The organism is Streptomyces sp. NPDC059092 (genome assembly GCF_042756365.1).
In the GTDB taxonomy this organism is placed as follows: domain Bacteria; phylum Actinomycetota; class Actinomycetes; order Streptomycetales; family Streptomycetaceae; genus Streptomyces.
The window spans coordinates 1-26,628 of the sequence record NZ_JBHZEJ010000096.1 but is presented as its reverse complement, the minus strand read 5'-3'; the positions used below and the strand labels follow the sequence as shown (position 1 = coordinate 26,628).

21 protein-coding genes are annotated in these 26,628 nt (G+C 71.3%); 3 read left to right on the top strand and 18 right to left on the bottom strand.

The window, feature by feature from the left end; genetic code table 11:
* Positions 1–29: 29 nt before the first annotated feature.
* The 16 genes from ACFXPL_RS34475 to ACFXPL_RS34400 all read right to left on the bottom strand — a co-directional run bounded on the left by ACFXPL_RS34475 (position 30) and on the right by ACFXPL_RS34400 (position 19,440).
* Positions 30–1,805 carry a PH domain-containing protein gene (locus ACFXPL_RS34475; RefSeq protein WP_384927099.1) on the bottom strand — a complete coding sequence of 592 codons (1,776 nt, stop codon included), beginning with the start codon at positions 1,803–1,805 and terminating at the stop codon, positions 30–32.
* Positions 1,802–2,299: a PH domain-containing protein gene (locus tag ACFXPL_RS34470; RefSeq protein ID WP_384927098.1), complete on the bottom strand. Its 498-nt coding sequence runs from the start codon at positions 2,297–2,299 to the stop codon at positions 1,802–1,804. The genes ACFXPL_RS34475 and ACFXPL_RS34470 overlap by 4 nt, the downstream gene beginning before the upstream one ends.
* A gap of 4 nt (positions 2,300–2,303) precedes the next feature.
* Positions 2,304–3,956, bottom strand: a complete 1,653-nt coding sequence (gene pgi / locus ACFXPL_RS34465; RefSeq protein WP_384927100.1) for a glucose-6-phosphate isomerase — start codon at positions 3,954–3,956, stop codon at positions 2,304–2,306.
* A gap of 121 nt (positions 3,957–4,077) precedes the next feature.
* Positions 4,078–5,289 (bottom strand): MFS transporter, encoded by a 1,212-nt coding sequence (locus ACFXPL_RS34460; RefSeq protein ID WP_384927097.1) that lies wholly within the window; start codon positions 5,287–5,289, stop codon positions 4,078–4,080.
* Between the two features lie 167 nt (positions 5,290–5,456).
* Positions 5,457–5,792 (bottom strand): RNA polymerase-binding protein RbpA, encoded by a 336-nt coding sequence (locus ACFXPL_RS34455; RefSeq protein WP_327694100.1) that lies wholly within the window; start codon positions 5,790–5,792, stop codon positions 5,457–5,459.
* Positions 5,793–5,975: 183 nt separating this feature from the next.
* Positions 5,976–6,206: a preprotein translocase subunit SecG gene (secG, locus tag ACFXPL_RS34450; RefSeq protein ID WP_030353663.1), complete on the bottom strand. Its 231-nt coding sequence runs from the start codon at positions 6,204–6,206 to the stop codon at positions 5,976–5,978.
* Between the two features lie 393 nt (positions 6,207–6,599).
* Positions 6,600–7,394, bottom strand: a complete 795-nt coding sequence (tpiA, locus tag ACFXPL_RS34445; protein WP_384927096.1) for a triose-phosphate isomerase — start codon at positions 7,392–7,394, stop codon at positions 6,600–6,602.
* 7 nt (positions 7,395–7,401) lie between these two features.
* Positions 7,402–8,613: a phosphoglycerate kinase gene (locus ACFXPL_RS34440; RefSeq protein WP_384927095.1), complete on the bottom strand. Its 1,212-nt coding sequence runs from the start codon at positions 8,611–8,613 to the stop codon at positions 7,402–7,404.
* A 135-nt stretch (positions 8,614–8,748) separates the two neighbouring features.
* On the bottom strand, positions 8,749–9,753 hold the full coding sequence (gene gap / locus ACFXPL_RS34435; RefSeq protein ID WP_384927094.1) for a type I glyceraldehyde-3-phosphate dehydrogenase: 1,005 nt from the start codon (positions 9,751–9,753) through the stop codon (positions 8,749–8,751).
* Between the two features lie 190 nt (positions 9,754–9,943).
* Complete coding sequence (locus ACFXPL_RS34430; RefSeq protein WP_384927093.1) at positions 9,944–12,907, bottom strand: M14 family zinc carboxypeptidase; 2,964 nt, start codon at positions 12,905–12,907, stop codon at positions 9,944–9,946.
* A 194-nt stretch (positions 12,908–13,101) separates the two neighbouring features.
* On the bottom strand, positions 13,102–14,091 hold the full coding sequence (gene whiA, locus ACFXPL_RS34425) for a DNA-binding protein WhiA (protein ID WP_384927092.1): 990 nt from the start codon (positions 14,089–14,091) through the stop codon (positions 13,102–13,104).
* On the bottom strand, positions 14,082–15,116 hold the full coding sequence (gene yvcK, locus ACFXPL_RS34420; RefSeq protein ID WP_384927091.1) for a uridine diphosphate-N-acetylglucosamine-binding protein YvcK: 1,035 nt from the start codon (positions 15,114–15,116) through the stop codon (positions 14,082–14,084). Before yvcK ends, whiA begins: the two co-directional genes overlap by 10 nt.
* Positions 15,113–16,051: an RNase adapter RapZ gene (rapZ, locus tag ACFXPL_RS34415; protein ID WP_384927090.1), complete on the bottom strand. Its 939-nt coding sequence runs from the start codon at positions 16,049–16,051 to the stop codon at positions 15,113–15,115. The genes yvcK and rapZ overlap by 4 nt, the downstream gene beginning before the upstream one ends.
* The gene (uvrC, locus tag ACFXPL_RS34410; protein WP_384927089.1) at positions 16,044–18,182 is read right to left on the bottom strand and encodes an excinuclease ABC subunit UvrC; all 2,139 of its coding nucleotides are present in this window, start codon (positions 18,180–18,182) and stop codon (positions 16,044–16,046) included. Before uvrC ends, rapZ begins: the two co-directional genes overlap by 8 nt.
* A gap of 162 nt (positions 18,183–18,344) precedes the next feature.
* A complete protein-coding gene (locus ACFXPL_RS34405) occupies positions 18,345–18,773 on the bottom strand; it encodes a Rieske (2Fe-2S) protein (protein ID WP_384927088.1) in 429 nt (142 codons plus the stop codon).
* Positions 18,774–18,966: 193 nt separating this feature from the next.
* Positions 18,967–19,440 (bottom strand): MarR family winged helix-turn-helix transcriptional regulator, encoded by a 474-nt coding sequence (locus tag ACFXPL_RS34400; protein ID WP_384927087.1) that lies wholly within the window; start codon positions 19,438–19,440, stop codon positions 18,967–18,969.
* A 181-nt stretch (positions 19,441–19,621) separates the two neighbouring features.
* Between ACFXPL_RS34400 and ACFXPL_RS34395 the strand changes: the two genes are divergently transcribed.
* The gene (locus tag ACFXPL_RS34395; protein ID WP_384927086.1) at positions 19,622–20,839 is read left to right on the top strand and encodes a cytochrome P450; all 1,218 of its coding nucleotides are present in this window, start codon (positions 19,622–19,624) and stop codon (positions 20,837–20,839) included.
* 31 nt (positions 20,840–20,870) lie between these two features.
* On the opposite strand, the gene ACFXPL_RS34390 is transcribed toward ACFXPL_RS34395, so the two are convergent.
* Together ACFXPL_RS34390 and uvrA are read right to left on the bottom strand one after the other, a co-directional pair.
* Complete coding sequence (locus ACFXPL_RS34390) at positions 20,871–21,800, bottom strand: alpha/beta fold hydrolase (RefSeq protein ID WP_384927085.1); 930 nt, start codon at positions 21,798–21,800, stop codon at positions 20,871–20,873.
* A gap of 51 nt (positions 21,801–21,851) precedes the next feature.
* Positions 21,852–24,869 (bottom strand): excinuclease ABC subunit UvrA, encoded by a 3,018-nt coding sequence (uvrA, locus tag ACFXPL_RS34385; RefSeq protein ID WP_384927084.1) that lies wholly within the window; start codon positions 24,867–24,869, stop codon positions 21,852–21,854.
* Between the two features lie 229 nt (positions 24,870–25,098).
* On the opposite strand from uvrA, the gene ACFXPL_RS34380 reads away from it, so the two are divergent.
* Positions 25,099–25,785 carry a maleylpyruvate isomerase family mycothiol-dependent enzyme gene (locus tag ACFXPL_RS34380; protein WP_384927083.1) on the top strand — a complete coding sequence of 229 codons (687 nt, stop codon included), beginning with the start codon at positions 25,099–25,101 and terminating at the stop codon, positions 25,783–25,785.
* 63 nt (positions 25,786–25,848) lie between these two features.
* On the top strand, positions 25,849–26,502 hold the full coding sequence (locus ACFXPL_RS34375; protein WP_384927082.1) for an MBL fold metallo-hydrolase: 654 nt from the start codon (positions 25,849–25,851) through the stop codon (positions 26,500–26,502).
* The last annotated feature ends 126 nt before the right edge of the window (positions 26,503–26,628 follow it).

The window sequence follows — 26,628 nt, the reverse complement described above, 5'->3', positions numbered from 1 at the left end:
GGTACGGGCACGAACGTCCGCCGGGTGGATCAGTGCTTCCCCGGCTCCGGGAACGGCGTCTCCAGGAGTGGTGTCTCCGGGGGCGCTGTCTTCAGGGGCGCTGTCTCCAGGGGCGCTGTCTCCAGGAACGGCGTCAGCAGGCCCGGAACCGCCGCCTCCGCGAAGGCGAGCGCCTCGCTCTCCGCCGCGTCGTGGACGTGGTACGCGCCCTCTCCCGCGGCCGTCGTCGCCGTCAGGGTGACCAGGCCGGCCCGGCGCTGGAAGAGGGACTGCCTGACCGTCCAGCCGATCACCCCGGTCCGCTGGAGCGCGACCGTCGAGCGGCGGACCGTGCCCGAGCGGGCCACCAGGTAGCCGCCGCTGAGCCCGTGGCCCAGATTCCGGTAGGCGTCCAGGGCGAGGAGGACCGCCGCCGGGAGCAGCAGCACCGCACAGGCCGCCGCCACGGGCAGGAGTACGTCCGTCAGCAGCAGGCCGAGCCCCGTGAGCAGGGCCACCGGCAGCAGGGCGGCTGCCAGGGACCAGCGCAGCCTGCGGCCCCGGGCGGCGCGCGGGTGCCGGGTCAGACGCGCCCCGCCCGTCGGGTCCGCCGGGTCCGCCGGGTCCGTCGGGTCCGCCGGGTCCGCCGGGTCCGTTGGGTCCGTTGGGGAGACGGCCTCGCGCAGGACCCGCGCGGCCACCGCGTGGGCCACCGCGCGCGGCGCGGCGGGCAGCAGCGCCTTGTTGTCGGCGTGCTCGTCCTCCTCGTCCTGGGTGAGGCCGGTGGCGACCGCGTCCAGCCGCGCGGCGCCCACCAGCCGGACGCCCAGCGGTTCTACCAGCTCCACGCCGCGCAGCCGGCGCTCCTCGATGGAGACCGAGCGGGAGGTGAGCAGCCCGCGGCGGACCCGCAGGGTGCCGCCCGGCTCGCGCTCCAGCCGGTAGTTCCACCACATCTCGATCCACAGGCCGAGCGCGCCGACGATGCCCGCGAGCGCCGCGGCGGCCACCAGGATCAGGATCATCCAGACGAGCGGGGTGTCCTCGAAGCGGTCGCGTACCCAGTCGATGACCTGGGTCTGCGCGCCGAACCACTCGCTGATCTGGAGCAGCCCGCCGACCGCCGCGCCGCCGAGCACCGGAGCGACGAACGAGACCGGCGCGTACCGCAGCCAGCCGAGGTCGAGGACGGCGAGCATGCCCTCGGGGTGGTCCCCCGGGGCGCCGGTTGCCCGGTCGAGGAGTTCCGTACGGAGCCGTTCGCCCTCGGCCCGGGTGACCGGGTCGAGTTCCAGTGTGGACTCGCCGCCGGAGTGCTCGCCGGTGCCGATACGGACCTTCACGAGGCCGAGGATTCGCAGCAGCGGATGGGCCGTCAGGTCGACACTGCGGATCCGTTCCCGGGCCAGCGAACGACGCTTGACCAGGAAAAGGCCCGTGTGGAGTTCGGCGCGCTCGGGCCCTATCCGGTAGCGGGTGCGGCGCCAGCGGACGTACTCGCCGCCCGTGCCGGCGACGACCAGCAGCGCGGCCCCGGCCACCACCCAGGCCACCGACTCCGCCAGTGGCATCCGGCCGGCCATTCCGACGGCGGTGGGCAGACCGGCGCCGAGGACGACCCCCGCCAGGACGAGGGCGGTGACCAGCAGGGTGCGCCGGTCGAGCCGCCGCCACTCCGCCTCGGTACGCGGCACCTCGGAACGCGGCACCTCCGTACGCGCCGCCTCGGTACGCGCCGCCTCGGGCGGGGCCGCGGCCGGGGCTGCGACCGGGGCCGAGGCGTCCCCGGCCGAGGCCCCGGCCGCCGGTTCCAGGGGGCCGTTCATGTCGCGTCCCCCGGCGTGGCCTGCGTGATGTGGGTCAGGCGCTCGGCGAGCCCCGCGGCCAGCTCATGGTCGAGGCCCCGGATGTGTACCGCGCCCTTGGACGAGGCGGTCGTGACGATGACGGTGGAGAGCTTGAAGAGCTGTTCCAGCGGGCCGCGCACGGTGTCCACGGTCTGGATCCGGGACATCGGCGCGATCCGCCACTCCTGCCGGAAGAAGCCGGTACGGACGTAGACGGCCTCGTCCGTCACCTCCCAGCGGTGCACCGTGAACCACCAACGGGGTATCAGTGCCGTGCAGGCGAGACCCAGCACCGCGAGGACGGCCGCCGCGCCCAGCAGCCATCCCCGCGCGGGGGCGATGAACACGCCGAGCGCCACCAGCACGGCCACCGGGATCAGCGTCGCCAGCAGGCACTGCGCGCGCCACCAGACGACGGCCCGCTCGTCCAGCGTGTTGTTCGGCGGACGCAGTCTTCGTACCCCCTCCCCCATCGGCTCAGCGGCCCCGCAGCGAGCGGTACGCGGCGACCAGCGCCGCGGTCGAGCCGTCGAGCTGCTCGCCCGGGTCGTCCCCGGTGAGCACGGGCTCGATCTTCTTGGCGAGGACCTTGCCCAGCTCGACGCCCCACTGGTCGAAGGAGTCGATGTTCCACACGGCTCCCTGGACGAACACCTTGTGCTCGTACAGCGCGATCAACTGGCCCAGAACGGAGGGCGTCAGCGTCCGGGCGAGGATGGTCGTGGTCGGGTGGTTCCCGCGGAACGTCTTGTGCGGCACCAGTTCCTCGGCCACCCCCTCGGCCCGTACCTCCTCGGGCGTCTTGCCGAAGGCGAGCGCCTGGGTCTGGGCGAAGAAGTTCGCCATCAGCAGGTCGTGCTGCGCGACCAGGCCGGGCAGCAGATCGTCCACGGGCCGGGCGAAGCCGATGAAGTCCGCCGGGATGACCTTCGTCCCCTGGTGGATGAGCTGGTAGTACGCGTGCTGCCCGTTGGTGCCCGGGGTGCCCCAGACCACGGGCCCGGTCTGCCAGTCCACCGGATTCCCGTCCCGGTCCACGGACTTGCCGTTCGACTCCATGTCGAGCTGCTGGAGGTACGCGGTGAACTTCGACAGGTAGTGGCTGTACGGCAGGACCGCGTGCGACTGGGCGTCGAAGAACGCTCCGTACCAGACGCCCAGGAGCCCGAGCAGCAGCGGCGCGTTCTCCTCGGGGGGCGCGGTGCGGAAGTGCTCGTCGACGAGGTGGAAGCCGTCCAGCATCTCGCGGAACCGGCGGGGCCCGATCGCGATCATCAGCGAGAGCCCGATGGCCGAGTCGAACGAGTAGCGTCCGCCGACCCAGTCCCAGAACTCGAACATGTTCGCCGTGTCGATACCGAAGTCGGAGACCTTCTCGGCGTTCGTCGACAGGGCCACGAAGTGCTTGGCGACCGCCTCGGGACCGACCCGGAGCTCCGTCAGCAGCCAGTCGCGGGCCGAGGTGGCGTTGGTGATGGTCTCGATGGTGGTGAAGGTCTTGGACGCGACGATGAAGAGCGTCTGGGCCGGGTCCAGGTCCCGTACCGCCTCGTGCAGGTCCGCGCCGTCCACGTTCGAGACGAAACGGACCGTCAGGTCGCGGTCGGTGAAGGAGCGCAGCGTCTCGTACGCCATGGCGGGACCGAGATCGGAGCCGCCGATGCCGATGTTGACGATGTTCCTGATCGGCAGGCCGGTGTGTCCGGTCCACTCGCCGTACCTGACCTGGTCGGCGAAGGCGGCCATCCGGTCGAGCACGGCGTGCACCGCCGGGACGACGTTCTCCCCGTCGACCTCGGTCACCGCGTCGCGCGGGGCGCGGAGCGCGGTGTGCAGGACGGCGCGGTCCTCGGTGGTGTTGATCTTCTCGCCGCGGAACATCGCGTCCCGCAGCTCCGTGACCCCGGTGGCCGAGGCCAGCTCGCGCAGCAGCGCCAGCGTCTCGTCCGTCACCAGGTGCTTGGAGTAGTCCAGGTACAGGTCGCCCACCTGGAGGGTGTAGCCGGTGCCGCGCGCCGGGTCGGCGGCGAACAGCTCCCGCAGCGAGGTGCCCGCCAACTGCTCCCGGTGTTTGCCCAGGGCGCTCCACTCGGGCGTCCGGTTGAGCCTGGTACGGCTTTCCGCGTTCATCTCGGACATCAGCCCACTTCTTCTCGTGCCTGTGTGCCTGCGTGCCTGTGCGTGTGTGGCTGTACGCCTGTGTGTGGCTGTACGCCTGCGCGCGTCTGGCTGTCCCTCTGTCCGTCCCAACTTAATTGATCAGAGTGCCGAGCGAGGCGACAGCCAGTGCGAAGAGCCCGGCGGCGAGCAGGGCGGGGGTGTTCAGCCCCCAGCCTGCCGCCGCGGCCCCGGCCAGCAGCGCGCCGAGCGGCGCCCCGGCGAGCGCGAGCGTACGGAACGCCGAGCTGATCCGGCCCAGCATCTCCCGGGGGCTGCGCTCCTGCATCAGGGTGGTCTGGCTGACGTTCCACACCATGTTCATCGCCCCGAAGATCCCGAGGCAGAGCGCCGGCGCCCAGATCTCCCGCACCGTGCCCAGTGCGACCAGAGCGCCGATCTGTACGGATCCGGCGAGGAACATGGCCCGTACGCGCCCGATCCGCTCCGCGAACCGCCCGGCCAGCAGACCGCCGGCCACGCTCCCGGCGCCGAAGGCCGTGAGCGTCAGCGCGTACGCCCGGTCGCCGCCGCCCAGCCACCCCGTGACATGCAGGACCAGCGTCGCGATCAGTCCGCCCATCGCGATGTTGCAGACCGTCGTGGCCAGGCAGAGCCCGCGCAGCGTCCGGTCCGCCGCCAGGAACCGGATCCCCCCGGCCATCTCCGCGCGCAGGGTGGAGCCGGACGCCCGTGGCGGGCGCTCCGGAGCCGCGATCCGCAGGGAGGCGATGAGCAGCGCCGCCACCCCGTACGTGAGCGCGTTGGCCACGTGCGGCGCGGCCACACCGACGACCAGCAGCACCGGGACCAGCGGGGTGGCGAGGAATCCGCCCGCTATCTGCTGCCCGGTCATCAGCCGGGCATTGGCGCCGGCGAGGGCCGGCCGCTCCACCAGCGAGGGCAGCAGGGCGGTGGCCGCGTTGTCGAAGAGCGTCTGGAGCGTCGTGAGAAGGAAGGCGAGCGCCAGGAGCAGCGCGATCGACGCGTGCCCGAGGGCGACGGCCACCGCGAAGGCCGCCATCAGAGCGCCGCGCGCCAGATCGACGCCCCACATCGCCCGCCGCTGGTCGACCCGGTCCGCGAGCGCCCCGCCCACCAGCCCGAACAGCAGCCACGGCAGATAGCCGCAGGCCGTCACCGAGGCGATCAGCAGCGGATTGTCCGTGAGCGAGGCGGCGAGCAGCGGCAGGGCCGCCGTCCGCAGCGCGTCGCCGAACCGCGAGACGACCGCGGCCGACCACAGCCGCCCGAACCCCCCGCGCCAGGCGGGCGCCCGTACCTCCACCGTGCCGACAGCCGTCATCACTACCCCCTCCGGTCGACTGGTACAGACCGTAAGGGGTGCCACTGACAATGCCGCCGGGCAGCGATCGCGCCGAAAGGACAGGGAAGCGGGAAAAACGGTTCGGCCGGACACGTGCCACGTGTCCGGCCGGAAAAGGACCAGTACCGCGAGGGGTACCGGCGGTTCTAGACTTCGCCGCGCAGTTTGGCGAGGGCTTCGGCGAGAATCGCCTCGCCGTCCGCGTCGCTGCGCCGCTCCCGCACATAAGCGAGATGGGTCTTGTACGGTTCGGTACGCGGCGGGTCCGGCGGATTGTCCCGGTCCTGACCGGCCGGGAATCCACAGCGTGGGCAGTCCCACGTCTCCGGAACCTGTGCGTCACTGGCGAAGCTCGGCACCGTCTCGTGCCCGTTCGAGCACCAGAAGGAGATGCGCAGGCGGGGCGCGGACTCGCCACGCTCGGCCTCACCCATCGGCCCCGCTCCGACCCGGCTTCCCCGGATCGCGTTGCCACTTGCCACGGTCGTAACTCCCTGCGTGATGGTGCCGCAAAGCATCGGTAGGCAGCTCCGCTGCCGGGCGCCCCAGTCTACGTAAGGCCCAACGCGCGTCCAGTGAAGGGAGTTACCCTCCTGCCGCCGGTCGCGCGACCCATGATAGGCCGCGCCCGCGGCGCCGTACCGCAGCCGTCCCCGGCGCAGGCCCTAGCTGTCCAGCTTGAGCACGAGACCGAGCACGACAATGCACGCGAACCACAGCAGCCCGACCACCACGGTGATGCGGTCGAGGTTGCGCTCGGCGACCGAGGACCCGCCGACGGAGGACTGCATTCCGCCACCGAACATGTCGGAGAGTCCGCCGCCCTTTCCCTTGTGCATCAGCACCAGCAGCATCAGCAGCAGGCTGAAGACGATGAGGGCGATCGAGAACCCCATAACCACGGCTGGACCAACTTCCTCGGACTGATCGATCTGACGGATCGACCGGGCGGATCGAACCGATCGAGCTGATCGGCTTGATCGAACTGACAGGATCAACAGGACTGATTATCGACAGAACGCATAAAGCATAAAGAACAGCGGGGGTCGCGTGACATCTTCCGCAATACCGCACCGGAAATGCCCTCTCGACCCCCGCCAGGGTACGACGGATCCGCGCCCCCGCATACTGAGACCGACCGGCACATCAGAGGCGGCGTCGCGGGGGCGGGCACGCACACCTGCGGCGTTGTCGTCAATCACCATGGCTCCGCCATGCCTCAATCCTCCGCCTCGCAGTCGCACGCACCCACCCCCGCTCCTTCTCCCACCCCCATGTGCCGGTCGGTCCTACTGGTCGCGGAACCTGACGATCTTGACGAACTCGTCGGTGTCCAGCGCCGCGCCGCCCACCAGAGCGCCGTCCACATCGGGCTGCGCCATGATCGCGGCGACATTCCCGGACTTCACCGAGCCGCCGTACTGGATACGGACCCCGTCGGCCAGCTCCTGCGAGTACAGCTCGGCCAGTCGGCCGCGGATCGCCCCGCAGACCTCCTGCGCGTCCTCGGGGGTGGCGACCTCGCCGGTGCCGATGGCCCACACCGGCTCGTACGCGATCACCACGGACTCGGCCTGCTCGGCCGGGATGTCCTTCAGGCCGCCGTCGAGCTGCTGGAGCGTGTAGGAGACCTGGTCACCGGCCTTGCGGATGTCCAGGCCCTCGCCGACGCAGAGGATCGGGGTCAGGCCGTGCTTGTACGCGGCCTTCACCTTGGCGTTGCAGACCTCGTCCGTCTCGGCGTGGTACTGCCGGCGCTCGGAGTGGCCCACGGTCACGTAGGAGCACTTGAGCTTGGCCAGCATGGGGCCCGAGATCTCGCCGGTGTACGCCCCGGAGTCGTGCGCCGAGATGTCCTGGGCGCCGTACTTGATCTTGAGCTTGTCGCCGTCGACCAGCGTCTGCACGGAGCGCAGGTCGGTGAAGGGCGCCAGTACGGCGACCTCGACGGCGTCGTGGTCCTTGTCGCTCAGCGCGAAGGCGAGCTTCTGGACGTGGGCGATGGCCTCAAGGTGGTTGAGGTTCATCTTCCAGTTGCCCGCCATCAGCGGGGTACGGCCGGTCTTCTCAGTCGAAGCGGTCATGAAGAGTTCAGTCCTCCAGTGCGGCGAGGCCGGGAAGCGTCTTGCCTTCGAGGTATTCGAGGCTGGCGCCGCCACCGGTCGAGATGTGGCCGAATGCGTTCTCGTCGAAGCCCAGGATCCGGACGGCCGCGGCGGAGTCGCCGCCCCCGACGACCGAGAAGCCCGAGGAGTCGACGAGCGCCTGGGCGACGGCTTTGGTGCCCTCGGCGTAGTCGGGGTGCTCGAAGACGCCCATGGGACCGTTCCAGAAGACGGTCTCCGCGTCGGCGAGCTTCGAGGCGTACAGGCGGCCGGTCTCGGGGCCGATGTCCAGGCCCATCTGTCCGGCCGGGATGGCGTCCGCGGCCACGGTGGCGGGGTGTGCGGGCGCCTTGGTCCTCAGGTCGGGGAACTCCGCGGCGACCAGGACGTCGACGGGGAGGACGAACTCCACACCGCGCTCCTCGGCCCGCTTGAGGTAGCCCTGGACGGCCGGGATCTGGTCCTCCTGGAGCAGCGAGGTGCCGATCTCGTGCCCCTGCGCCTTGAGGAAGGTGTAGGCCATGCCACCGCCGATGAGGATGCGGTCGGCCTTCTCCAGCAGGTGGTCGATGACGCCGAGCTTGTCGGAGACCTTGGCGCCACCGAGGACGACGGCGTACGGCCGCTTCACGTCGTCGGTGAGCCGCTTGAGGACGCCGACCTCGGTGGCGATGAGCCCGCCCGCGGCGTGCGGCAGCCGGGCCGGGAGGTCGTAGACGGAGGCGTGCTTGCGGTGCACGGCGCCGAAGCCGTCGCCCACGTACAGGTCGGCCAGCTCGGCGAGCTGATCGGCGAAGGCGCCGCGCTCGGCGTCGTCCTTCGCGGTCTCGCCCGCGTTGAAGCGGAGGTTCTCGATGACGGCGACCTGGCCGTCGGCGAGGGCGGCGACGGTCGCCCGGGCGGAGTCACCGACCGTGTCGGTCGCGAAGGCCACCTCGGCGCCCAGGAGCTCCCCGAGGCGCGCGGCGGCCGGGGCGAGCGAGAAGGCGGGGTCCGGGGCGCCCTTGGGGCGGCCCAGGTGCGAGGCGACGATCACCCGGGCGCCGGCCCCGGCGAGCCGGGCGACCGTGGGCTGTACGGCGCGGATACGGCCGTCGTCGGTGATGGTGGTGCCGTCGAGCGGCACGTTGAGGTCGGCACGGACGAATACGCGCCGGCCGGCGACCCCTGCTGCGAGGAGTTCGTCGATCGTCTTCACTGCTGCTGGGCTCCTTGGGATCTCTGGACAGACAGACCAACAGGGCTCGAACAGCGCCTCATGTGCGCCGACCGAGCCCTGTCACTCATATCGAGGTGCCTACGCCTGCCGGCGCCGAACTCACAGGCCCTGGGATCAGAGCCGGCCGCCGACGAAGACGGTCAGGTCGACCAGACGGTTGGAGTAGCCCCACTCGTTGTCGTACCAGCCGATGATCTTCACGCTCTTGCCCTGGACCATGGTCAGGGAGGAGTCGAAGGTGCAGGAGGCCGGCCAGTTGACGATGTCCGAGGAGACGATCGGGTCCTCGGTGTAGTCCAGGTAGCCCTTCAGCTCACCCTGGGAGGCCTTCTGGAACGCCGCGTTGACCTCTTCCTTGGTCACCACGCGCTCCGTCTCGACGACCAGGTCGGTGACGGATCCGGTCGGGACCGGGACCCGCATCGCCATGCCGTTGAGCTTGCCGGCCAGCTCCGGGATGACCAGCCCGAGCGCCTTGGCCGCGCCGGTGCTCGCCGGGATGATGTTCTCGGCGGCGGCACGGGCCCTGCGCAGGTCCTTGTGCGGGAAGTCCTGGAGACGCTGGTCGCTGGTGTAGGCGTGGACCGTGGTCATCAGACCCGAGACGACGCCGAAGTTCTCCAGCAGGACCTTGGCCATCGGCGCCACACAGTTGGTGGTGCACGAGGCGTTGGAGATGATGTGGTGGTTGGCCGCGTCGTACTTGTCCTCGTTGACACCCAGTACGATCGTGATGTCCTCGTCCGAGGCCGGAGCCGAGATGAGGACCTTCTTGGCGCCACCCGCGATGTGCTTCTCGGCGTCGGCCTTCTTGGTGAAGATGCCGGTCGACTCGATGACGATGTCGACGCCCAGCTCACCCCAGGGGATGTCGGCCGGGTTGCGCTCGGAGAGCACCTTGATGGTGTGACCGTCGACGGTGATCGTGTCGGCGGTGTGGGTCACCTCGGCCTTGAGCCGGCCCAGGATGGTGTCGTACTTCAGCAGATGCGCGGTGGTCGCGGTGTCACCCAGGTCGTTGACAGCCACGATCTCGATGTCTGCACCCTGCTCCAGCAGCGCGCGGAAGTAGTTACGACCGATGCGGCCAAAGCCGTTGATGCCTACGCGGATCGTCACGAACCGATCTCCTCGTTGGTACGCCGGGTTTCGACGCCGGCGAGTTGTATGGGATGTCCCCGACCGCTTATGACCCTACCTCTCCACGGCCTGGCTGGTGACATCGAGTGCCCGGGGAAACCGGCGGCGTCCGGTGACGGCCCGTGCCCGTACCGGCGTGCGGGGGCCGGCACGGGCACGGGCCGTGCGATCAGCGGTGGAGCGAGCGCAGCGCCCGGTCCAGGAGCGCGGCGCGCTCCCCCGCGTCGGTCAGGTGCTCCAGGCCGAATCCGAGGAGCACGGTGTCACGCGTGGTGACGGAGGCGTACGAGGCGAAGAGCGTCCGCGAGCGCGCCCAGTCCCCGGCGACGGCGGGGGATCCGGCGGGCGGGCCCGGCACGGCCCAGGCGCCCAGCGAGGTCTCGAACCCCTCGGCCTCCCGCTCCGCGCCGCCCACGACCAGGCGCGCGTCGTCGGCGAAGACGCCGCGCCCGCCGCTGCCGGGGTCGGTGACGTAGCTCAGCGACAGCTCGGCCTTCGTGCCCGCGTAGGCGCTCAGGTCGAAGGAGACCTGCTGCCAGCCGTCGGAGGCGCCGGTGAGGCTGTTCCAGGCGCCGCTGGTGCCGGTGGCGGTGCAGCCGTCCGCGCCGAGGGTCAGGTAGTGGCCGAGGAAGGGGTGGCCCTGGAGGAGGAAGCCCGCCTCGCACTCGGCGGGTACGGCGCCGCTGCTCGCGCCCCCGGCCTCGGGCAGGGTGGTCCAGTCCTCGCCGCCGCCGGTGCGGGCCTCCAGGAGGGCGTGGTCGTACCCCTCCTCCGTGTTCCAGTTGAGCGCGAGGCGCAGCTCGGGCCGGTCGGCCGCGCCGACACCGGTGAGGTCGACGGTGCGGGTGAGGCGGCGCCAGGCGTTGTCCTGGTGGGCGGTGGCGGCCATCCACTGGCCCTCGTAGGGGGCGTACGGGTTGGTGATGCCCGCGTACGAGCCCGTCTGGGCGCTCCTGAACTGCGGATACGTCGCCGGGTCCAGCGTGTCGGAGGTGACGGTGTACGCGCCCACCGGGTTCAGCGGACTGCCGGGCAGGGCGGCCAGCGCGCCGTTCGCGCCGGTGAGTGTCCCCGCGCCGGTGAAGCCGGTGGCGCCGGGGGTCGCGGTCCTGCCGTACGCGCCCAGGTAGTACTGGCTGAAGTCGTCGGTGGAGGCGCGGCCGATCTGGGTGGTGCCGCCGGCGAGCCGGCCGGCCTCGATCAGCTTGCCGCCCTCGTTGAGGAAGGCGCGCAGCGCGAGCTGGGTGGCGCCGCCGGGGGCCGTGGCGCCGGTGTGGTGGACGGCCGCCGAGAAGTGGCCGAGGACGCCGAGCGGGTGCGGGGCGCCCTGGGTGGCGACGTCCCAGACGGCGGCGGTACGGCCGCTCGCGCGCAGGGCGTCGGTGTAGGCGCCGGTCCGCTGGGCGGGGCCGCCCTCCTCGGCGATCACGAGCGTGTCGGCGCGGGGACGTTCGGCGACGGTGTAGCTGAAGTGCTCGCTGGAGGTGGGCTTCCCGGCCGCCGTGCGCGCGGTGAACCAGACCTCGACCTTGTCACCCGTACGAGCGGTTCCGGTCGTGCCTCGGTACTCGTCGAAGTGAAGGTTGTCCTCGCCGCCGTAGGTCTCGCCGCCCTTCCAGGCGTGGAGCTTCCCGGTCCGGGTACGGCCGCCGTCGACGCGGTACTTCAGCTCCTTGTTCCGCAGCGACTTGCGGGCGGTGACGGAGACCTCCTGGCCGGTGCCGCGCGCGTACGAGGTGGCGAACGGGTCGAGCGTGAAGTCCGGGGCGGTCAGGCCGACCGAGGAGGACGGCCGGTCGGGGTGGGCGGCGGTCTCGGCGACGGAGAGCGCGAAGGGGATGTTCTTGGCGAACTCGTCCTGGATCAGTTTCTCGTCGTCGGGGAAGTTGAAGCCCGAGCGGCAGTCCCTGGCCTCCCAGGCGTCGTCCGGGTCGAGTGCGGACGCGGTCTGGCAGGTCGTCATCTCCGGGGTGAACATCATCGTGCCGTTGACGTTCGCGGCGTGCCCGTCGGCCTCGCCGTTGGTGGTGTACAGCTCGGAGGAGACCTGCGGGTAGTAGCCGGGGACGGCCGGGTTCTCCGGCGTGCCCGCGAGCGCCTTGTAGAGCACGTCGTCGGGGGTGGGTGTGGCGACCTGCCAGCCGACGCCGTAGAGCAGCAGTTCGGCGGCGGAGTGGTAGTTGATGCCGTAGTCGAAGCCGATGCGCTTCTGGAACCGGTCGAGCGCCTGGGTCTCGGGCTCGGAACCGGGGCCGCCGCCGCGGTAGGTCTCACTGGCCGGGCGGGGCGACGAACCCTCGTCGTCGTAGCCCCACTTGTAGGCGAAGTTCCGGTTGAGGTCGACGCCGTCGCCGGAGGCGATCTGCCCGTCCCCGTTGACGTCACGGAGGTTCTTGCGCCAGAGGCGGTTGCTGTCGGAACTGTGGGTGAAGTCGTAGCCGTCCGGGTTGGCGGAGAGGACGAACCACAGCTCGGTGGAGTCGACGATCTTCGTGATCCGCCGGTCCTTGCCGTAGTTGTCGATGTAGTGGTGCATCAGCCGGCGGGTCATCTCGGGAGTGATCCACTCCCGGGCGTGCTGGTTGGACATGTACAGCACGGACGGCTTGGCACCGTCCTCGGTGGTCCGCGCGCCCTTGCTGAGTTTGAGGGCGAGGATGTCCTGGCCGCGCAGGGTCTTGCCGAGGGAGACGACCTTGGCTATCCGGGGGTTGGCCTGCCCGGCGCCGACGATCTCCTCCTGGAGGTTGCCCGCGCCGCTGTACGGGCGGAACACCCCGTCCCCGGCCGCCCGCAGCCGCCCGGCGGCCTGGGCGGACACCGTACGCTCCGTGACGGTGACGCCCTGCCGCTCCAGGTCGCGCGCCTGGGCGTCGGTGAGGAAGACCTCGACCTTGGCCGCGCCCTTCTCGGGGGCCCGTTCGCTCAGTTCGTGGGCGTCCTGGCCGGCCGCGAGGAGCAGGGGTACCTGCTCCTCGGTGACCTCGGCGTCGAAGACCTTCACCGCGTCGGCGGCGGTCCCCTGCCGGGCCGCCGCGCCGGGCGCCGGCTCCGCCTGGGCGGCGGTGGCCGCCGTCGTTCCACCCATCAGCAGCGCGCCCGCCACCAGGATCGATCCCGCTCTTCGTCTCATGTGCCCCTCTTGCCGTCGTCTGCCATGTCCCTGGACAGACGTCAGGCTCGCGAGGCCGCATGATCATGTCAAGAGCGCCTCAAGGGGCCGCGAAATACCTGCTGCCGGCACCTTTCGGTACCGGCAGCGGGTGTACGCGGCGAGCGGTGTACGCGGCGGCGCGGCGGCACTGACGTGGGTCACCCGTACGGGTCCTACCCGACGAGGCCGTCGGCCAGCTCCTCACTCAGATTGGACTCCGTACTCGGGATCCCGAGGTCCTGCGCCCGCTTGTCGGCCATCGCCAGCAGCCGCCTGATCCGCCCCGCGACCGCGTCCTTCGTCAGCGGCGGGTCGGCGAGCGCGCCCAGCTCCTCCAGGGACGCCTGCTTGTGCTCCATGCGGAGCCGGCCGGCGGCGGCCAGATGCTCGGGCACCTCCTCGCCCAGGATCTCCAGCGCGCGCTGCACCCGGGCCCCCGCGGCCACCGCCGCGCGGGCGGAGCGGCGCAGGTTCGCGTCGTCGAAGTTGGCGAGCCGGTTGGCCGTGGCCCGGACCTCGCGGCGCATCCGCCGCTCCTCCCAGGCCAGCACCGACTCGTGCGCGCCGAGCCGGGTGAGCAGGGCGCCGATCGCGTCCCCGTCCCGTACGACCACGCGGTCCACCCCGCGCACCTCGCGCGCCTTGGCGGCGATCTGGAGTCTGCGGGCCGCGCCGACCAGCGCGAGGGCGGCCTCCGGGCCCGGACACGTCACCTCCAGCGAGGAGGAGCGGCCGGGCTCCGTGAGTGAGCCGTGCGACAGGAACGCGCCGCGCCAGGCGGCCTCCGCGTCACAGGTGGCCCCCGAGACCACCTGGGGCGGCAGCCCCCGGATCGGGCGTCCCCGGCCGTCGACCAGGCCGGTCTGGCGAGCGAGCTGATCACCGCCGGTAATCACCCGAACGACGTAACGGCTGCCGCGGCGCAGCCCGCCGGGCGCCATCACCACGAGCTCGGAGTTGTGTCCGAAGATCTCCAGGATGTCCTTGCGGAGCCGGCGCGCGGCGATGCTGGTGTCCAGCTCCGCCTCGATCACGATGCGCCCGCTCACCAGGTGCAGCCCGCCCGCGAACCGAAGGATCGCCGAAACCTCCGCCTTCCTGCAGCACGTCCGGGTGACGGGGAGGCGGGCGATCTCGTCCTTCACCGCTGGCGTCATCGCCATGGGCCGATCCTTCCATGCATCCGAAAAATACGGTCGTACGCGGCTGCCAGCAGCTCCGGGTCGTGCCGGGGGGAACTGCCGGTCGCTGCCACCGGCGCCAGCTCGACGGCGGCACCGAACCGTTTGGCGGCATCGGAGAGAGATTCGCTGTCGGGCACGGCGGCCTCGTCGGCCAGCACCACGTCCAAGGCGAGTTTAGGGGCGTGTCGCCCCAAAACCTCCAAATGACGCTGCGGTGAGAAGCCATCGGTTTCGCCGGGTTGCGGTACGAGGTTCAGTGAGAGGACCCGGCGGGCCTTCGTCTCGACGAGCGCGTCGAGCAGTTCGGGCACCAGAAGATGCGGGATCACCGAGGAGAACCAGGAGCCGGGGCCGAGCACCACCCAGTCGGCGTCCAGGACGGCGGCGACGGCCTCGGGGACGGCAGGCGGGTCGTTCGGCACGAGGTGGACGGACTGCACCTCACCGCGGGTGAGCGCGACGGTCGCCTGGCCGCGCACCGTGTCGATCTCGTCCGGGCGCGCCGGGTCGTGGCCCCGTACGAGGGCCTGGAGCTCCAGCGGTACGGCGGACATGGGCAGCACCCGGCCGTGCGCGCCGAGGAGCTTGCCGACCAGGTCCAGGGCCTGGACGTGGTCGCCGAGCTGTTCCCAGAGCGCGACGATCAGCAGATTGCCGACCGCGTGCTCGTGCAGCTCGCCCTGGGACTGGAAGCGGTGCTGGATCACCCTGGCCCAGGTCTGGCCCCAGTCGTCGTCGCCGCAGAGCGCGGCGAGGGCCTTGCGCAGGTCGCCGGGGGGCAGGACGCCCAGCTCCTCGCGGAGCCGGCCGCTGGAGCCGCCGTCGTCGGCCACCGTGACGACCGCCGTGAGGTCGCCGGTGATCCGGCGCAGCGCGGCGAGGGAGGCGGAGAGTCCCATGCCGCCACCGAGCGCGACGACCTTGGGCTGGGCGGCCGGTCCGCGCCCCGACAGCGTGGGGATGCCCCGTCGCAGCCGGCGCAGCCGGAAGGTGCGTCCGGTCACTCGCGCCCCATGTCCCGGTGGACGACGACGGTCTCCATGCCCTCGGAGACGAGACGGGCGGCGAGCTTCTCGGACATGGCTACGGAGCGGTGCTTGCCGCCCGTACAGCCCACGGCGACGGTCACGTAGCGCTTGCCCTCGCGCCGGTATCCGGCGGCGATGAGCTGCAGCAGTTCGGTGTAGCGGTCGAGGAACTCCTTGGCGCCCGGCTGATTGAAGACGTACGCGGAGACCTCGTCGTTGAGCCCGGTGAAGGGGCGCAGCTCGGGGACCCAGTGCGGATTGGGCAGGAAGCGGCAGTCCACCACCAGGTCGGCGTCGACCGGCAGGCCGTACTTGTAGCCGAACGACATGACGGTGGCCCGCAGCTCCGGCTTCTCGTCGCCGGCGAACTGGGCGTCCATCTTGGCGCGCAGCTCGTGGACGTTGAGGCTGGAGGTGTCGATCACGAGGTCGGCGTCGCCGCGCAGCTCCCTGAGCAGGTCGCGCTCGGCCTCGATGCCGTCGACGATCCGGCCGTCGCCCTGGAGGGGGTGCGGGCGGCGTACGGACTCGAAGCGGCGCACCAGCGCCTCGTCGGAGGACTCCAGGAAGACGATCCGCCGGGTGACCTCCTTCGCGTCCAGGTCCGCCAGCGACTCGCGGAGGTTGTCGAAGAAGCGCCGGCCGCGGACGTCCACGACGACGGCGATCCGTGCCACATTGCCCTGCGAGCGGGCGCCCAGCTCCACCATGGTGGGGATCAGCGCGGGCGGCAGGTTGTCCACGACGAACCAGCCGAGGTCTTCCAGGCACTTGGCCGCGGTGCTGCGGCCCGCGCCCGACATGCCGGAGATGATCACCAGCTCGGGGATGGCCGCCTCGACGGCCTCGCCGTTCTCCTTCGTGGTGCCCGTACTCACGTGCCCTGCTCCGTCCCGGTCGTGCTCAGTCATGCGTGGTGCCCCCGTTGTCTTCCATGATCTCTCCTGTCGCCGTGTTCACGGCGGGTGCCGCCGGGGCCGCCGCGGCCAGGGCCACGGCGACGGACTCGGCCGTCTTGCGGCCCACCCCCGGCACCTCGCAGATCTGGTCGATTGTCGCCTGCCTGAGCCGCTTCACCGAGCCGAAATGCTTGATGAGTGCCTGTTTACGGGACTCGCCGAGGCCGACGACATCGTCCAGCGGACTCGTCCTGACCCGTTTGGCCCGCTTCGCCCGCTGGTACGTGATGGCGAAGCGGTGCGCCTCGTCCCGTACCCGCTGGAGGAGGTAGAGGCCCTCGCTGGAGCGGGGCAGCACCACGGGGTCGCTCTCGTCGGGCAGCCAGACCTCTTCGAGGCGCTTGGCGAGGCCGCAGACGGCGACGTCGTCGATGCCCAGCTCGTCCAGGGCCCGCTTGGCCGCGGCGACCTGGGGCTGTCCGCCGTCGACCACCAGGAGCTGGGGCGGGTAGGCGAAGCGCTTGGGCCTGCCGTCCTCCTCCGCGAGGGGTTCCGCCTCGGCCGGGGACTCCGGCGCGACCGGGGGTTCCTGCGCGGGCTGCCCCGGCCGGTCCTCGGACCGCTCTCCCGGCTCCTGCCGGCGCTCTTCCTGCCCCGGCTGTTCCCCGGACTGCTGTTCGACCTGTTCCGACCACTCCCCGGTCTTCTCCTTCTCCAGGAGATAGCGGCGGAAGCGGCGGCTGATCACCTCGTGCATCGACCGGACGTCGTCCTGGCCCTCGCCGTGCCAGACCTGGGTGTCCCCGACGCGGCCCTTGATCTGGAAGCGGCGGTACTCGCTCTTACGGGCGAGGCCGTCCTCGAAGACCACCATGGACGCCACGACGTCGTCACCCTGGAAGTGCGAGATGTCGTAGCACTCGATGCGCAGCGGCGCGCTGTCCAGGTCGAGCGCCTCGGAGATCTCCTCCAGGGCACGGGAGCGGGTGGTGAGATCGCTGGCCCGCTTGGTCTTGTGCAGGACGAGGGACTGCTGGGCGTTGCGCCCGACGGTCGCCATCAGGTCCTTCTTGTCGCCGCGCTGCGGGATCCGCAGCGAGACCTGGGCACCGCGGCGCTCACTCAGCCACTCGGTCAGGGCCGTGGTGTCGACGGGGTCCGCGGGCAGGGCGGGGACCAGCACCTCCTTGGGGACGGCGTCGCCGCGCTCCTCCCCGTAGAGCTGCTGGAGGGCGTGCTCGACGAGGCCCGCGGTGTCGACGGCCTCGACCTTGTCGGTGACCCAGCCGCGCTGGCCGCGGACCCGGCCGCCCCGTACGTGGAAGATCTGGACGGCTGCCTCCAGCTCGTCCTCGGCGACCGCGATCAGATCGGCGTCGGTGGCGTCGGCGAGCACGACGGCGTTCTTCTCCATCGCGCGGCGCAGCGCGCCTATGTCGTCGCGCAGACGGGCCGCCTTCTCGTACTCCATCTCCTCGGCCGCGTCCGTCATCCGCTGCTCCAGGCGGCGGATGTAGGCGCCGGTGCGGCCGGCCATGAAGTCGCAGAACTCCTCGGCCAGTTCGCGGTGCTCCTGGGGGCTGACCCGGCCGACGCAGGGCGCCGAGCACTTGCCGATGTAGCCGAGGAGGCAGGGGCGACCGGTGCGCGCCGCGTTCTTGAACACCCCGGCGGAGCAGGTCCGTACGGGAAAGACACGGAGCATCAGGTCGACGGTTTCGCGGATGGCCCAGGCATGTCCGTACGGGCCGAAGTAGCGCACGCCCTTCTTCTTCGCGCCGCGCATCACCTGGACGCGCGGGAACTCCTCGTTGAGCGTGACCGCGAGCGACGGATAGCTCTTGTCGTCGCGGTACTTGACGTTGAAGCGGGGGTCGAACTCCTTGATCCAGGAGTATTCGAGCTGCAGCGCCTCGACCTCGGTGGAGACGACGGTCCACTCGACGGAGGCGGCGGTGGTGACCATCGTGCGGGTACGCGGATGCAGACCCGCCAGGTCCTGGAAGTAGCTGGCGAGCCGCTGCCGGAGGCTCTTCGCCTTCCCGACGTAGATCACCCGGCGGTGGTCGTCGCGGAATTTGTAGACCCCCGGCGAGTCGGGGATCTGTCCCGGCTTGGGGCGGTAGCTGGAGGGGTCGGCCATGCACTCCACCCTACTGTCGGGGACCGACAGCGGACCTCGGTGCGACCTCCTGAACCCCGCTGCCCGGGGCGGGGAAGGGCCAGTGGCGGAGGCGGGCCCCGCGACAGGACGGCCTGCGGCGGGGCGGCCCGCAGCCGGAACCGTCCACGGCGGGTGCGTGGCTCAGGCCTTGGGGCCCGCGACGAGCTTCCCGCCCTGCTCCGTGACGGGCACCTCGGGCAGCGGGGCGGTGGCCGGGCCGTGCAGCACCTGGCCCGTCGTGACGTCGAACTTGCTGCCGTGGCACGGGCAGTCACCCACCGTGCCCTCCAGCGACCCCAGCAGGCAGCCCGCGTGGGTGCACTGCGCGCTGAACGCCTTGTACCGGCCCTTCGCCGGGCAGCTCACCACGACGCGCTGTTCCTTGTAGAGCTTGGCGCCGCCGACCGGCACGTCGGACGCCGCGCCCAGCTCGACCGGGGAGGTGGGCGTGGGGGTCTCGGCGTGGCCGAGCTTCGAGTCGGTGGAGCAGGCCGCCGCACCCAGCCCGGCGGCACCGGCGAGCGCGGCCCCCTTCAGCACGGTACGGCGAGGGGCGGGCGAGCCGGCCATGGTGTCTCCACTGGTCTGGGGGTCCGAACGGGCCGCCGGTGACGTCCGCGCGAGGCGTCGGCGACATACGTGACGATACCGGGGCCGTTCCGGCGGCCGTTCAGGGGCCGCCGTACGGCGCCCCGCCACCGTCGGGGCTTCTGCCGCCCTCGGGCCCCTGCCGCCGCCCGGCCTCCCGCCGCTCCCGGGCAGCTCACCCCTGCCGACGGGCGCCGGAGATCCGGCGCAGCACCTCGACCGCGTGACCGATCCGGTCGGGCGCCACGCCCTCCAGCTGCTCGGCGAGCAGCGCCTGGGCCGCCCGGTCGAGCCGCGCGAGGGTGTCGAACCCCTTACCGGTGGGCGCGACCCGCCGCGCCCTGCGATCCGCCGCCTCCTCCACGCGTACGACGAGACCCTGCCGCTCCAACTCCCCGACCTGCCGAGTGACATGGGGGGCGCGGACGCCCAGCCGTTCCGCGATCCGGCCGATGCGCAGCGGCTCCCGCTCGTCCGCCAGCACACGCAGCAGTGCGACGCCCGCCCGGTCGATCGGGGCTCCGGCCATGCTCACGAGCAGGTCGTGGGAGCGGGGCCGGGTGATGTCGTACGCGAGGGCGCTCAGCAGAACCTGCAGTTCGGCGATGCGGGCGGTGGCATCGCGCTCGCGGGCAGGGGAACCGTCCATCCGCCCCATCATGCCGGTTCCGGATGGCCGAAGAAGCACTTGCCCCATACACGCATCAGAGTGAGAAAATACTTTGGGTAACTAACATTCGACGGATACGGGCCCGGTCCCGTCAGGAGGGTTCCATGCGCATCCAGATCGCCCCGAACAGGTGCCACGCCGCCGCTCAGGAGGACGCGTCATGACCGAGACAACCGTTCCCGCCTTCCCGTACCGCCGCGCGACCGGCTGTCCCTTCGACCCGCCGCCGCAGTACGCGGAGCTGCGCAAGGAAGCGCCTGTCTCCCCGATCCGGCTGTGGAACGGCGCCGTGGCCTGGCTCCTCACCCGGTACCAGGACCAGCGCGCCGTACTCGCCGACCCGCGGTTCAGCTCGGACGTCACCCGGCCGGGCCATCCCGTCCAGAGCGCGGGCGTCTTCGCCCGGCGCGACCCCGAGCATCTGCCCTTCCTCGTCCAGGACGACCCCGAGCACAACTACACGCGGCGCATGTTCACCGCCCACTTCACGGTCAAACGCATCGCGGCCATGAAGCCCCGTATCCAGGAGGTCATCGACCACCTGCTGGACGCCATGGAGGCGGCCGGTCCGCCGGCCGACCTGGTCAGCGCTTTCGCCCTGCCCATGCCCTCGCTCGTCATCGGCGAACTCCTCGGGGTCCCCCGCGGGGATCACGGCCTCTTCCAGCGCGCCGCGCGCACCCTGGTCACGCTCGACAGCACACCGGAGGAGGCGAAGGCGGCCGCCGGGGAACTCGCCGGGTATCTCGACGACCTGATCGCCGTCAAGGACCGCGATCCGGCCGATGATCTGCTCAGCACTCTGGTGGTGGAGCGGGTACGCACCGGCCAGCTGGACCGGGCCCAGCTCGTCGAGAACGCGGTCCTGCTGCTCGCCGCCGGGCACGAGACCACCGCGAACATGACCGCCCTGGGCACCCTCGCCCTGCTCCATCACCCCGAACAGCTCGCCGTCCTCCGGGACAGCGACGACCCCGCCCGCGTGGCCAACGCCGTGGAGGAACTGCTGCGCTACCTCACCATCACCCACAGCGGGCGCCGCCGCGTGGCCATCGAGGACGCGGAGATCGCGGGCACGCTCATCCGCGCGGGCGAGGGCGTCGTCCTGGCCAACGACGCCGGGAACCGGGACGAGACCGTCTTCCCCGACCCGGACCGGCTCGACGTCGACCGGCCAGGGGCCCGGCGCCACATCGCGTTCGGCCACGGCACCCATCAGTGCCTGGGCCAGAACCTGGCCCGTGCCGAGCTGCAACTCGCCTATCCGGCGCTGCTGCGGCGCTTCCCCGGTCTGCGTACCACCGTCCCCGACAGCGAGCTCCGCTTCAAGGAGGACATGCTCGTGTACGGCGTCCACGAACTGCCCGTCGCCTGGTGACACGCCGCCGGCCGGCGGCGGACGCCAGGACTCAGCCGAGGAACGCGGCGAGCGCCGCGCGGAAGCCCTCCGGATCCTCGGTCCACGGCAGGTGTCCGGCGCCGGCCAGGGTGGTCCTGACCACCCGCGGCAGCGCGCGCTCCAGCGAGTCCACCGCCCAGCGGGGCCTGATGTCCAGCTCCCCGTCCACGATCAGCACGGGAACCTCCAGCGCCGCGCACCGTTCGCGCGGCGCGCCGGTGGCGAGGCTCTGCCTCATCTCCACGACGAGGGCGGTGTTGCACGGACGGTTGACGCCGAACCAGGGGGTCGCCATGGCCTCGGCGTACTCCCGCGCCCGGTCCGGGGCGGCCTCGAAGTCCGCCGACCACTGGAGGACGGCCAGTTCGCGGTCCTCCTCCGGTGTGCGGTCCTCGCCCCGGTCGCGCAGCTCCTCCCAGCGCCGCCGGTGCGTGCCCAGCTTCCGGCGGAAGGCGTCCTGGTAGTACGGGAGCCAGGTGTCGTCCTCGTCGATGCCCGTACCGGAGACGTAGATCAGCGCGCTGACCCGGTCGGGATGGGCCAGCGCGTAGCTGAGGGCGAGATGCGCGCCCCAGGAGTGGCCGAGCAGCGCCGTGCGCTCCAGGCCGAAGTGGCGCCGTACGGCATCGAGGTCGGCCACGGAGCGGGCGGCGCCGTACGGTCCGGAGCGCTGGGAGCGTCCGCAGCCCCGCTGGTCCCATCGGACGACCGGGCCGCCGCGCGTCCCCCAGCCGTCCCGGCTGCCCCTGCCGGCCCGGCCGACCCGGTTGTCCCCACTGTCCCTGCCGTCCCGCGGATCCGCCAGCAGCGCGGCCGGGGCCTCCAGGGTGTCCCAGAGACCCGGGCCGCCGTGGCAGAGGATCACGGGCCCGCCCGGTGCCCGCGCCGCCCGTGTGGCCCAGAGCCGTACCCCGTCATCCGTACGCACCGTCTCGTCCATCCCGCGGATTGTGCCGGATACGGGACGGACGGGACGGGCGTACGCCGGGCCTCAGGAGCGGCGCGAGCCGGTGGCGGACTTCTTGGCGGGTGCCTTCTTGGCGGGCGCCTTGGCGGCGGCCGTCGTCCTGGCCGCCGCTGTTGTCTTGGCCGCCGCTGTCGCCTTCTTGGCGGCCGCCCTCCTCGCCGGGGCCTTCTTCTCCGGGGGCGCCGCGTCACTGATCCGCTCGGCGTCCAGGATCTCCCGCAGGAACTTGCCGGTGTGGCTGGCCGGAACCCCGGCCACCTGCTCCGGGGTGCCCTCCGCGATGACCAGACCGCCGCCGTTGCCCCCCTCGGGGCCCATGTCGACCACCCAGTCCGCCGTCTTGATGACGTCCAGGTTGTGCTCGATGACGATCACCGTGTTGCCCTTTTCGACCAGTCCCGAGAGCACGGCGATCAGCTTGCTGATGTCCTCGAAGTGCAGACCCGTCGTGGGCTCGTCCAGAACGTAGACCGTACGGCCCGTGGAGCGCTTCTGCAGTTCGCTCGACAGCTTCACCCGCTGCGCCTCGCCGCCGGAGAGGGTCGGCGCGGACTGACCGAGCCGGACATAACCGAGACCGACCTCGTTGAGGGTCTTGAGGTGGCGCGAGATCGTCGGCACGGCCTCGAAGAAGTCCAGCGCCTCCTCGATCGGCATGTTCAGCACCTCGGCGATGGACTTGCCCTTGTAGTGGACCTCCAGCGTCTCCCGGTTGTAGCGGTCGCCGTGGCAGACCTCACAGGGGACGTAGACGTCCGGCAGGAAGTTCATCTCGATCTTGATCGTGCCGTCGCCCGAGCAGTTCTCGCAGCGACCGCCCTTGACGTTGAAGGAGAAGCGGCCCTGGAGGTAGCCGCGGACCTTCGCCTCCATCGTCTCCGCGAAGAGCTTGCGGACGTGGTCGAAGACACCGGTGTACGTCGCCGGGTTGGAGCGGGGCGTACGGCCGATGGGCGACTGGTCGACATGGACCACCTTGTCGACCAGATCGTCCCCGTCGACCCGGGTGTGGCGCCCTGGCACCGACTTCGCGCCGTTCAGCTCACGGGCGAGGTGCGTGTACAGGATGTCGTTGACCAGCGTCGACTTGCCGGACCCCGAGACGCCCGTGACCGCCGTGAACACCCCGAGGGGGAACGACACGTCGATGTCCCGGAGATTGTTCTCCCGGGCGCCGTGCACCGTGAGCCGCCGTCCCGGGTCGATGGGCCGGCGCACGTCCGGGGTCGGGATCGCCCGCTTGCGGGAGAGGTACTGTCCGGTGATCGACTCCTTGTTGGCCAGCAGCCCCTTCAAGGGACCCGAGTGGACGACCTTGCCGCCGTGCTCGCCCGCGCCGGGGCCGATGTCGACCACCCAGTCGGCCACCTTGATCGTGTCCTCGTCGTGCTCCACGACGATCAGGGTGTTGCCCATGTCACGCAGCCGGACCAGGGTCTCGATCAGCCGGTGGTTGTCCCGCTGGTGGAGTCCGATGGACGGCTCGTCCAGCACGTACAGCACTCCGACGAGACCGGAGCCGATCTGGGTGGCGAGCCGGATGCGCTGTGCCTCACCGCCGGAGAGGGTGCCCGCGGCGCGGTTCAGCGACAGATAGTCGAGGCCGACGTCGACCAGGAACCTCAGCCGTTCGTTGACCTCCTTGAGGACCCGCTCGGCGATCTTCTTGTCGCGTGCGTTCAGCGTGAGTCTGCCGAGGAAGTCGGCGCAGTCGCTGATCGACAGCGCGGAGACCTCGGCGATGGACTTGTCCATGACCGTGACGGCCAGGACGATCGGCTTGAGCCGGGTGCCCTGACAGGTCGGGCAGGGCACCTCGCGCATGTAGCCCTCGAAGCGCTCCCTGCTGGTGTCGCTCTCGGCCTCGGTGTGGCGCCGCTTGACGAAGGAGACGGCCCCTTCGAAGGCGGGGGTGGTGTAGGCGCGCTCACGGCCGTACCGGTTGCGGTAGCGGACCTCGACCTGGGTCTTGTGGCCGTGGAGCAGGGCCTTCTTGGCGCGCTGCGGCAGGCCGGCCCAGGGGATGTCCGTACGGAAGCCGAGGGCATTGGCGAGGCCGCCGATCATCCGGCCGAAGTACTCCTTGGTGTGGCCGTGGGACCAGGGGTGGATCGCGCCCTCGTCGAGGGACTTGTCCTCGTCGGGGACGATCAGCTCCGGGTCGACCTCCATGCGCGTACCGATGCCGGTGCAGTCGGGGCAGGCGCCGAAGGGCGAGTTGAAGGAGAAGGAGCGGGGCTCCAGCTCCTCGAAGGACAGATCGTCGTACGGGCAGTAGAGGTGCTCCGAGTACATCCGCTCGCGCTCGGGGTCGTCCTCGGGGAGGTCCACGAAGTCGAGCACGACCATGCCGCCGGAGAGCCCGAGCGCGGTCTCGACCGAGTCGGTCAGCCGGCGCTTGGCGCTGTCCTTCACCGTGAGACGGTCGACGACCACCTCGATGGTGTGCTTCTCCTGCTTCTTGAGCGTGGGCGGCTCGGTGAGCTGGATCGTTTGCCCGTCGACCCTGGCCCTGCTGTACCCCTTGGTCTGGAGGTCCGCGAAAAGGTCCACGAACTCTCCCTTGCGCTCGCGCACGAGCGGGGAGAGGACCTGGAAGCGGCTGCCCTCGGGCAGTTCGAGCACCCGGTCCACGATGGCCTGCGGCGACTGGCGGGAGATCGGCCGGGAGCACTGGGGGCAGTGCGGCTTGCCGATCCGGGCGAAGAGCAGCCGGAGGTAGTCGTAGACCTCGGTGATCGTGCCGACCGTGGAGCGCGGGTTGCGCGAGGTCGACTTCTGGTCGATGGAGACGGCCGGGGAGAGCCCTTCGATGAAGTCGACGTCCGGCTTGTCCATCTGGCCGAGGAACTGCCGGGCGTACGAGGACAGCGACTCCACGTACCGGCGCTGTCCCTCGGCGAAGATCGTGTCGAACGCGAGGGAGGACTTACCCGATCCCGAGAGCCCGGTGAAGACGATGAGTGAGTCACGGGGCAGGTCGAGCGAGACGTTCTTGAGATTGTGCTCGCGCGCGCCACGGACGATGAGACGGTCGGCCACGCCGGTCCGCACCTTTCTGGAGAGAAGCAGGGGCAAAGCCCCCGACCCAGGGTACGGGGGGCCGCCAAAACGGTGAATATGCGAGAAACGGAACACCGGGCGCGGTCGTGCCGCGCGGGGTTTTCCTCTTGGCCAGGATGCCTCTACCGAGCTTATAGCACGCGCATTCGATTTACGGCGGGGTCCTGCCGTCTTCACCCGATCGAGTGGCGGCGCTATCGTCGGCGCCATGATCGACCACGTGCGTGACCTGGAAGCGGTACGCGAAGCGACCGAGCGGCTCCTCAGCGCAGCCGCCGCACTGGACAACGCCGCGGTCGCCGCGCCGTCACGGCTCCCGGGGTGGAGCCGCGGCCATCTCCTGGCGCATATCGCCAGGAACGCGGACGCTCTGGTCAATGTCCTCGAAGGCCGGCCGATGTACCCGGACGCCGCGACCCGTGACACGGACATCGGGCGGGACGCCCCGAGGCCGCTCGCCGTCCAGCTCGCCGACGTACGGGACTCCGGCGACCGCTTCCTGCGGGCCGGCGCCGCTCCCGCCGACTGGACGCGTGTGGTCACCCTGCGCAACGGGGTCACCGATGTGGCGGCCCGGGTGCCGTTCCGGCGGCTGGTCGAGGTCGAGCTGCACCATGTCGACCTGGGGCTCGGCCGTACGCTCGAAGACCTGCCCGAGGAGTTCACCGGACGGGAGATCGACTTCCTGGCGCAGCGCTTCTCCGGCCACGCCGAGGTCCCGCCGCTGGCACTGAGCACGCCGGACGGACGCCGCTGGCGGACCGGGCGCGAGGAGGGCACGCCGTTCTCGGTGACCGGCCCGGCTCCGGAGCTGATGGGCTGGCTCGCGGGCCGCCGCGACGGCACGGCCCTGACCCTCCCGGCCGGCGCCCTGCCCGTACTGCCGCCGCTCTAGGGCCGCCCGTTCGGATCTTGCCGGGCTCCCCCGTCCGACCTCCCGGGGCCTAGGGTGATCCGTATGACATACAGCGGAACCGTGACGGTCGGCGGACCGGCGGACGTACATGAGCTGCCCGCCCTGATGATCTCCAAGGTCGCCGTCGGGCCGATGGAGAACAACGCCTATCTGCTGCGCTGCCGGGCCACCGGCGAGCAGCTCCTGATCGACGCGGCCAACGAGGCCCCGACCCTGCTGACGCTGATCGGCGACGGGGGCATCGCCTCCGTCGTCACCACCCACCGGCACGGCGACCACTGGCAGGCCCTCGCCGAGGTCGTGGCGGCCACCGGGGCACGGACCTACGCGGGCCGGTACGACGCGGAGGGCATCCCCGTACCGACCGATGTGCTCGTCGACGACGGGGACACCGTCCGGGTCGGCGAGATCGCGCTCACCGCCGTCCACCTGGTGGGGCACACCCCGGGTTCGATCGCCCTCGTGTACGACGACCCGCACAACCACGCCCATGTCTTCACCGGCGACTGCCTCTTCCCCGGCGGCCCCGGCCGGACCGCGGACCCGGCGGCCTTCGCCTCGCTGATGGACGGCCTCGAAACGAAGGTCTTCGGGAAGCTGGCCGACGAGACGTGGGTCTACCCCGGCCACGGCGACGACTCCACCCTCGGCGCGGAGCGCCCGCATCTCGCGGAGTGGCGGGCGCGCGGCTGGTAGCCCCGCCGCTGTCTTACGGGCCCCGTAAGACAGCGAGAAGCGGGGCGGGGGGGCGGCGGGACCCCCCGCCCCCCGGGGCGCGGGCGCAGCCGCGGGCGGGGGTAGTGCGCGACGAGCGGGGCGAGG

Excerpts from the sequence above, each read along its gene's own strand:
- ACFXPL_RS34475 (WP_384927099.1), bottom strand. The coding sequence starts at position 1,805 with ATGAACGGCCCCCTGGAACCGGCGGCCGGGGCCTCGGCCGGGGACGCC.
- ACFXPL_RS34470 (WP_384927098.1), bottom strand. The coding sequence starts at position 2,299 with ATGGGGGAGGGGGTACGAAGACTGCGTCCGCCGAACAACACGCTGGAC.
- pgi (WP_384927100.1), bottom strand. The coding sequence starts at position 3,956 with ATGAACGCGGAAAGCCGTACCAGGCTCAACCGGACGCCCGAGTGGAGC.
- ACFXPL_RS34460 (WP_384927097.1), bottom strand. The coding sequence starts at position 5,289 with ATGACGGCTGTCGGCACGGTGGAGGTACGGGCGCCCGCCTGGCGCGGG.
- secG (WP_030353663.1), bottom strand. The coding sequence starts at position 6,206 with ATGGGGTTCTCGATCGCCCTCATCGTCTTCAGCCTGCTGCTGATGCTG.
- tpiA (WP_384927096.1), bottom strand. The coding sequence starts at position 7,394 with ATGACCGCTTCGACTGAGAAGACCGGCCGTACCCCGCTGATGGCGGGC.
- ACFXPL_RS34430 (WP_384927093.1), bottom strand. The coding sequence starts at position 12,907 with ATGAGACGAAGAGCGGGATCGATCCTGGTGGCGGGCGCGCTGCTGATG.
- whiA (WP_384927092.1), bottom strand. The coding sequence starts at position 14,091 with ATGGCGATGACGCCAGCGGTGAAGGACGAGATCGCCCGCCTCCCCGTC.
- rapZ (WP_384927090.1), bottom strand. The coding sequence starts at position 16,051 with ATGACTGAGCACGACCGGGACGGAGCAGGGCACGTGAGTACGGGCACC.
- uvrC (WP_384927089.1), bottom strand. The coding sequence starts at position 18,182 with ATGGCCGACCCCTCCAGCTACCGCCCCAAGCCGGGACAGATCCCCGAC.
- ACFXPL_RS34405 (WP_384927088.1), bottom strand. The coding sequence starts at position 18,773 with ATGGCCGGCTCGCCCGCCCCTCGCCGTACCGTGCTGAAGGGGGCCGCG.
- ACFXPL_RS34400 (WP_384927087.1), bottom strand. The coding sequence starts at position 19,440 with ATGGACGGTTCCCCTGCCCGCGAGCGCGATGCCACCGCCCGCATCGCC.
- ACFXPL_RS34395 (WP_384927086.1), top strand. The coding sequence starts at position 19,622 with ATGACCGAGACAACCGTTCCCGCCTTCCCGTACCGCCGCGCGACCGGC.
- ACFXPL_RS34390 (WP_384927085.1), bottom strand. The coding sequence starts at position 21,800 with ATGGACGAGACGGTGCGTACGGATGACGGGGTACGGCTCTGGGCCACA.
- ACFXPL_RS34380 (WP_384927083.1), top strand. The coding sequence starts at position 25,099 with ATGATCGACCACGTGCGTGACCTGGAAGCGGTACGCGAAGCGACCGAG.
- ACFXPL_RS34375 (WP_384927082.1), top strand. The coding sequence starts at position 25,849 with ATGACATACAGCGGAACCGTGACGGTCGGCGGACCGGCGGACGTACAT.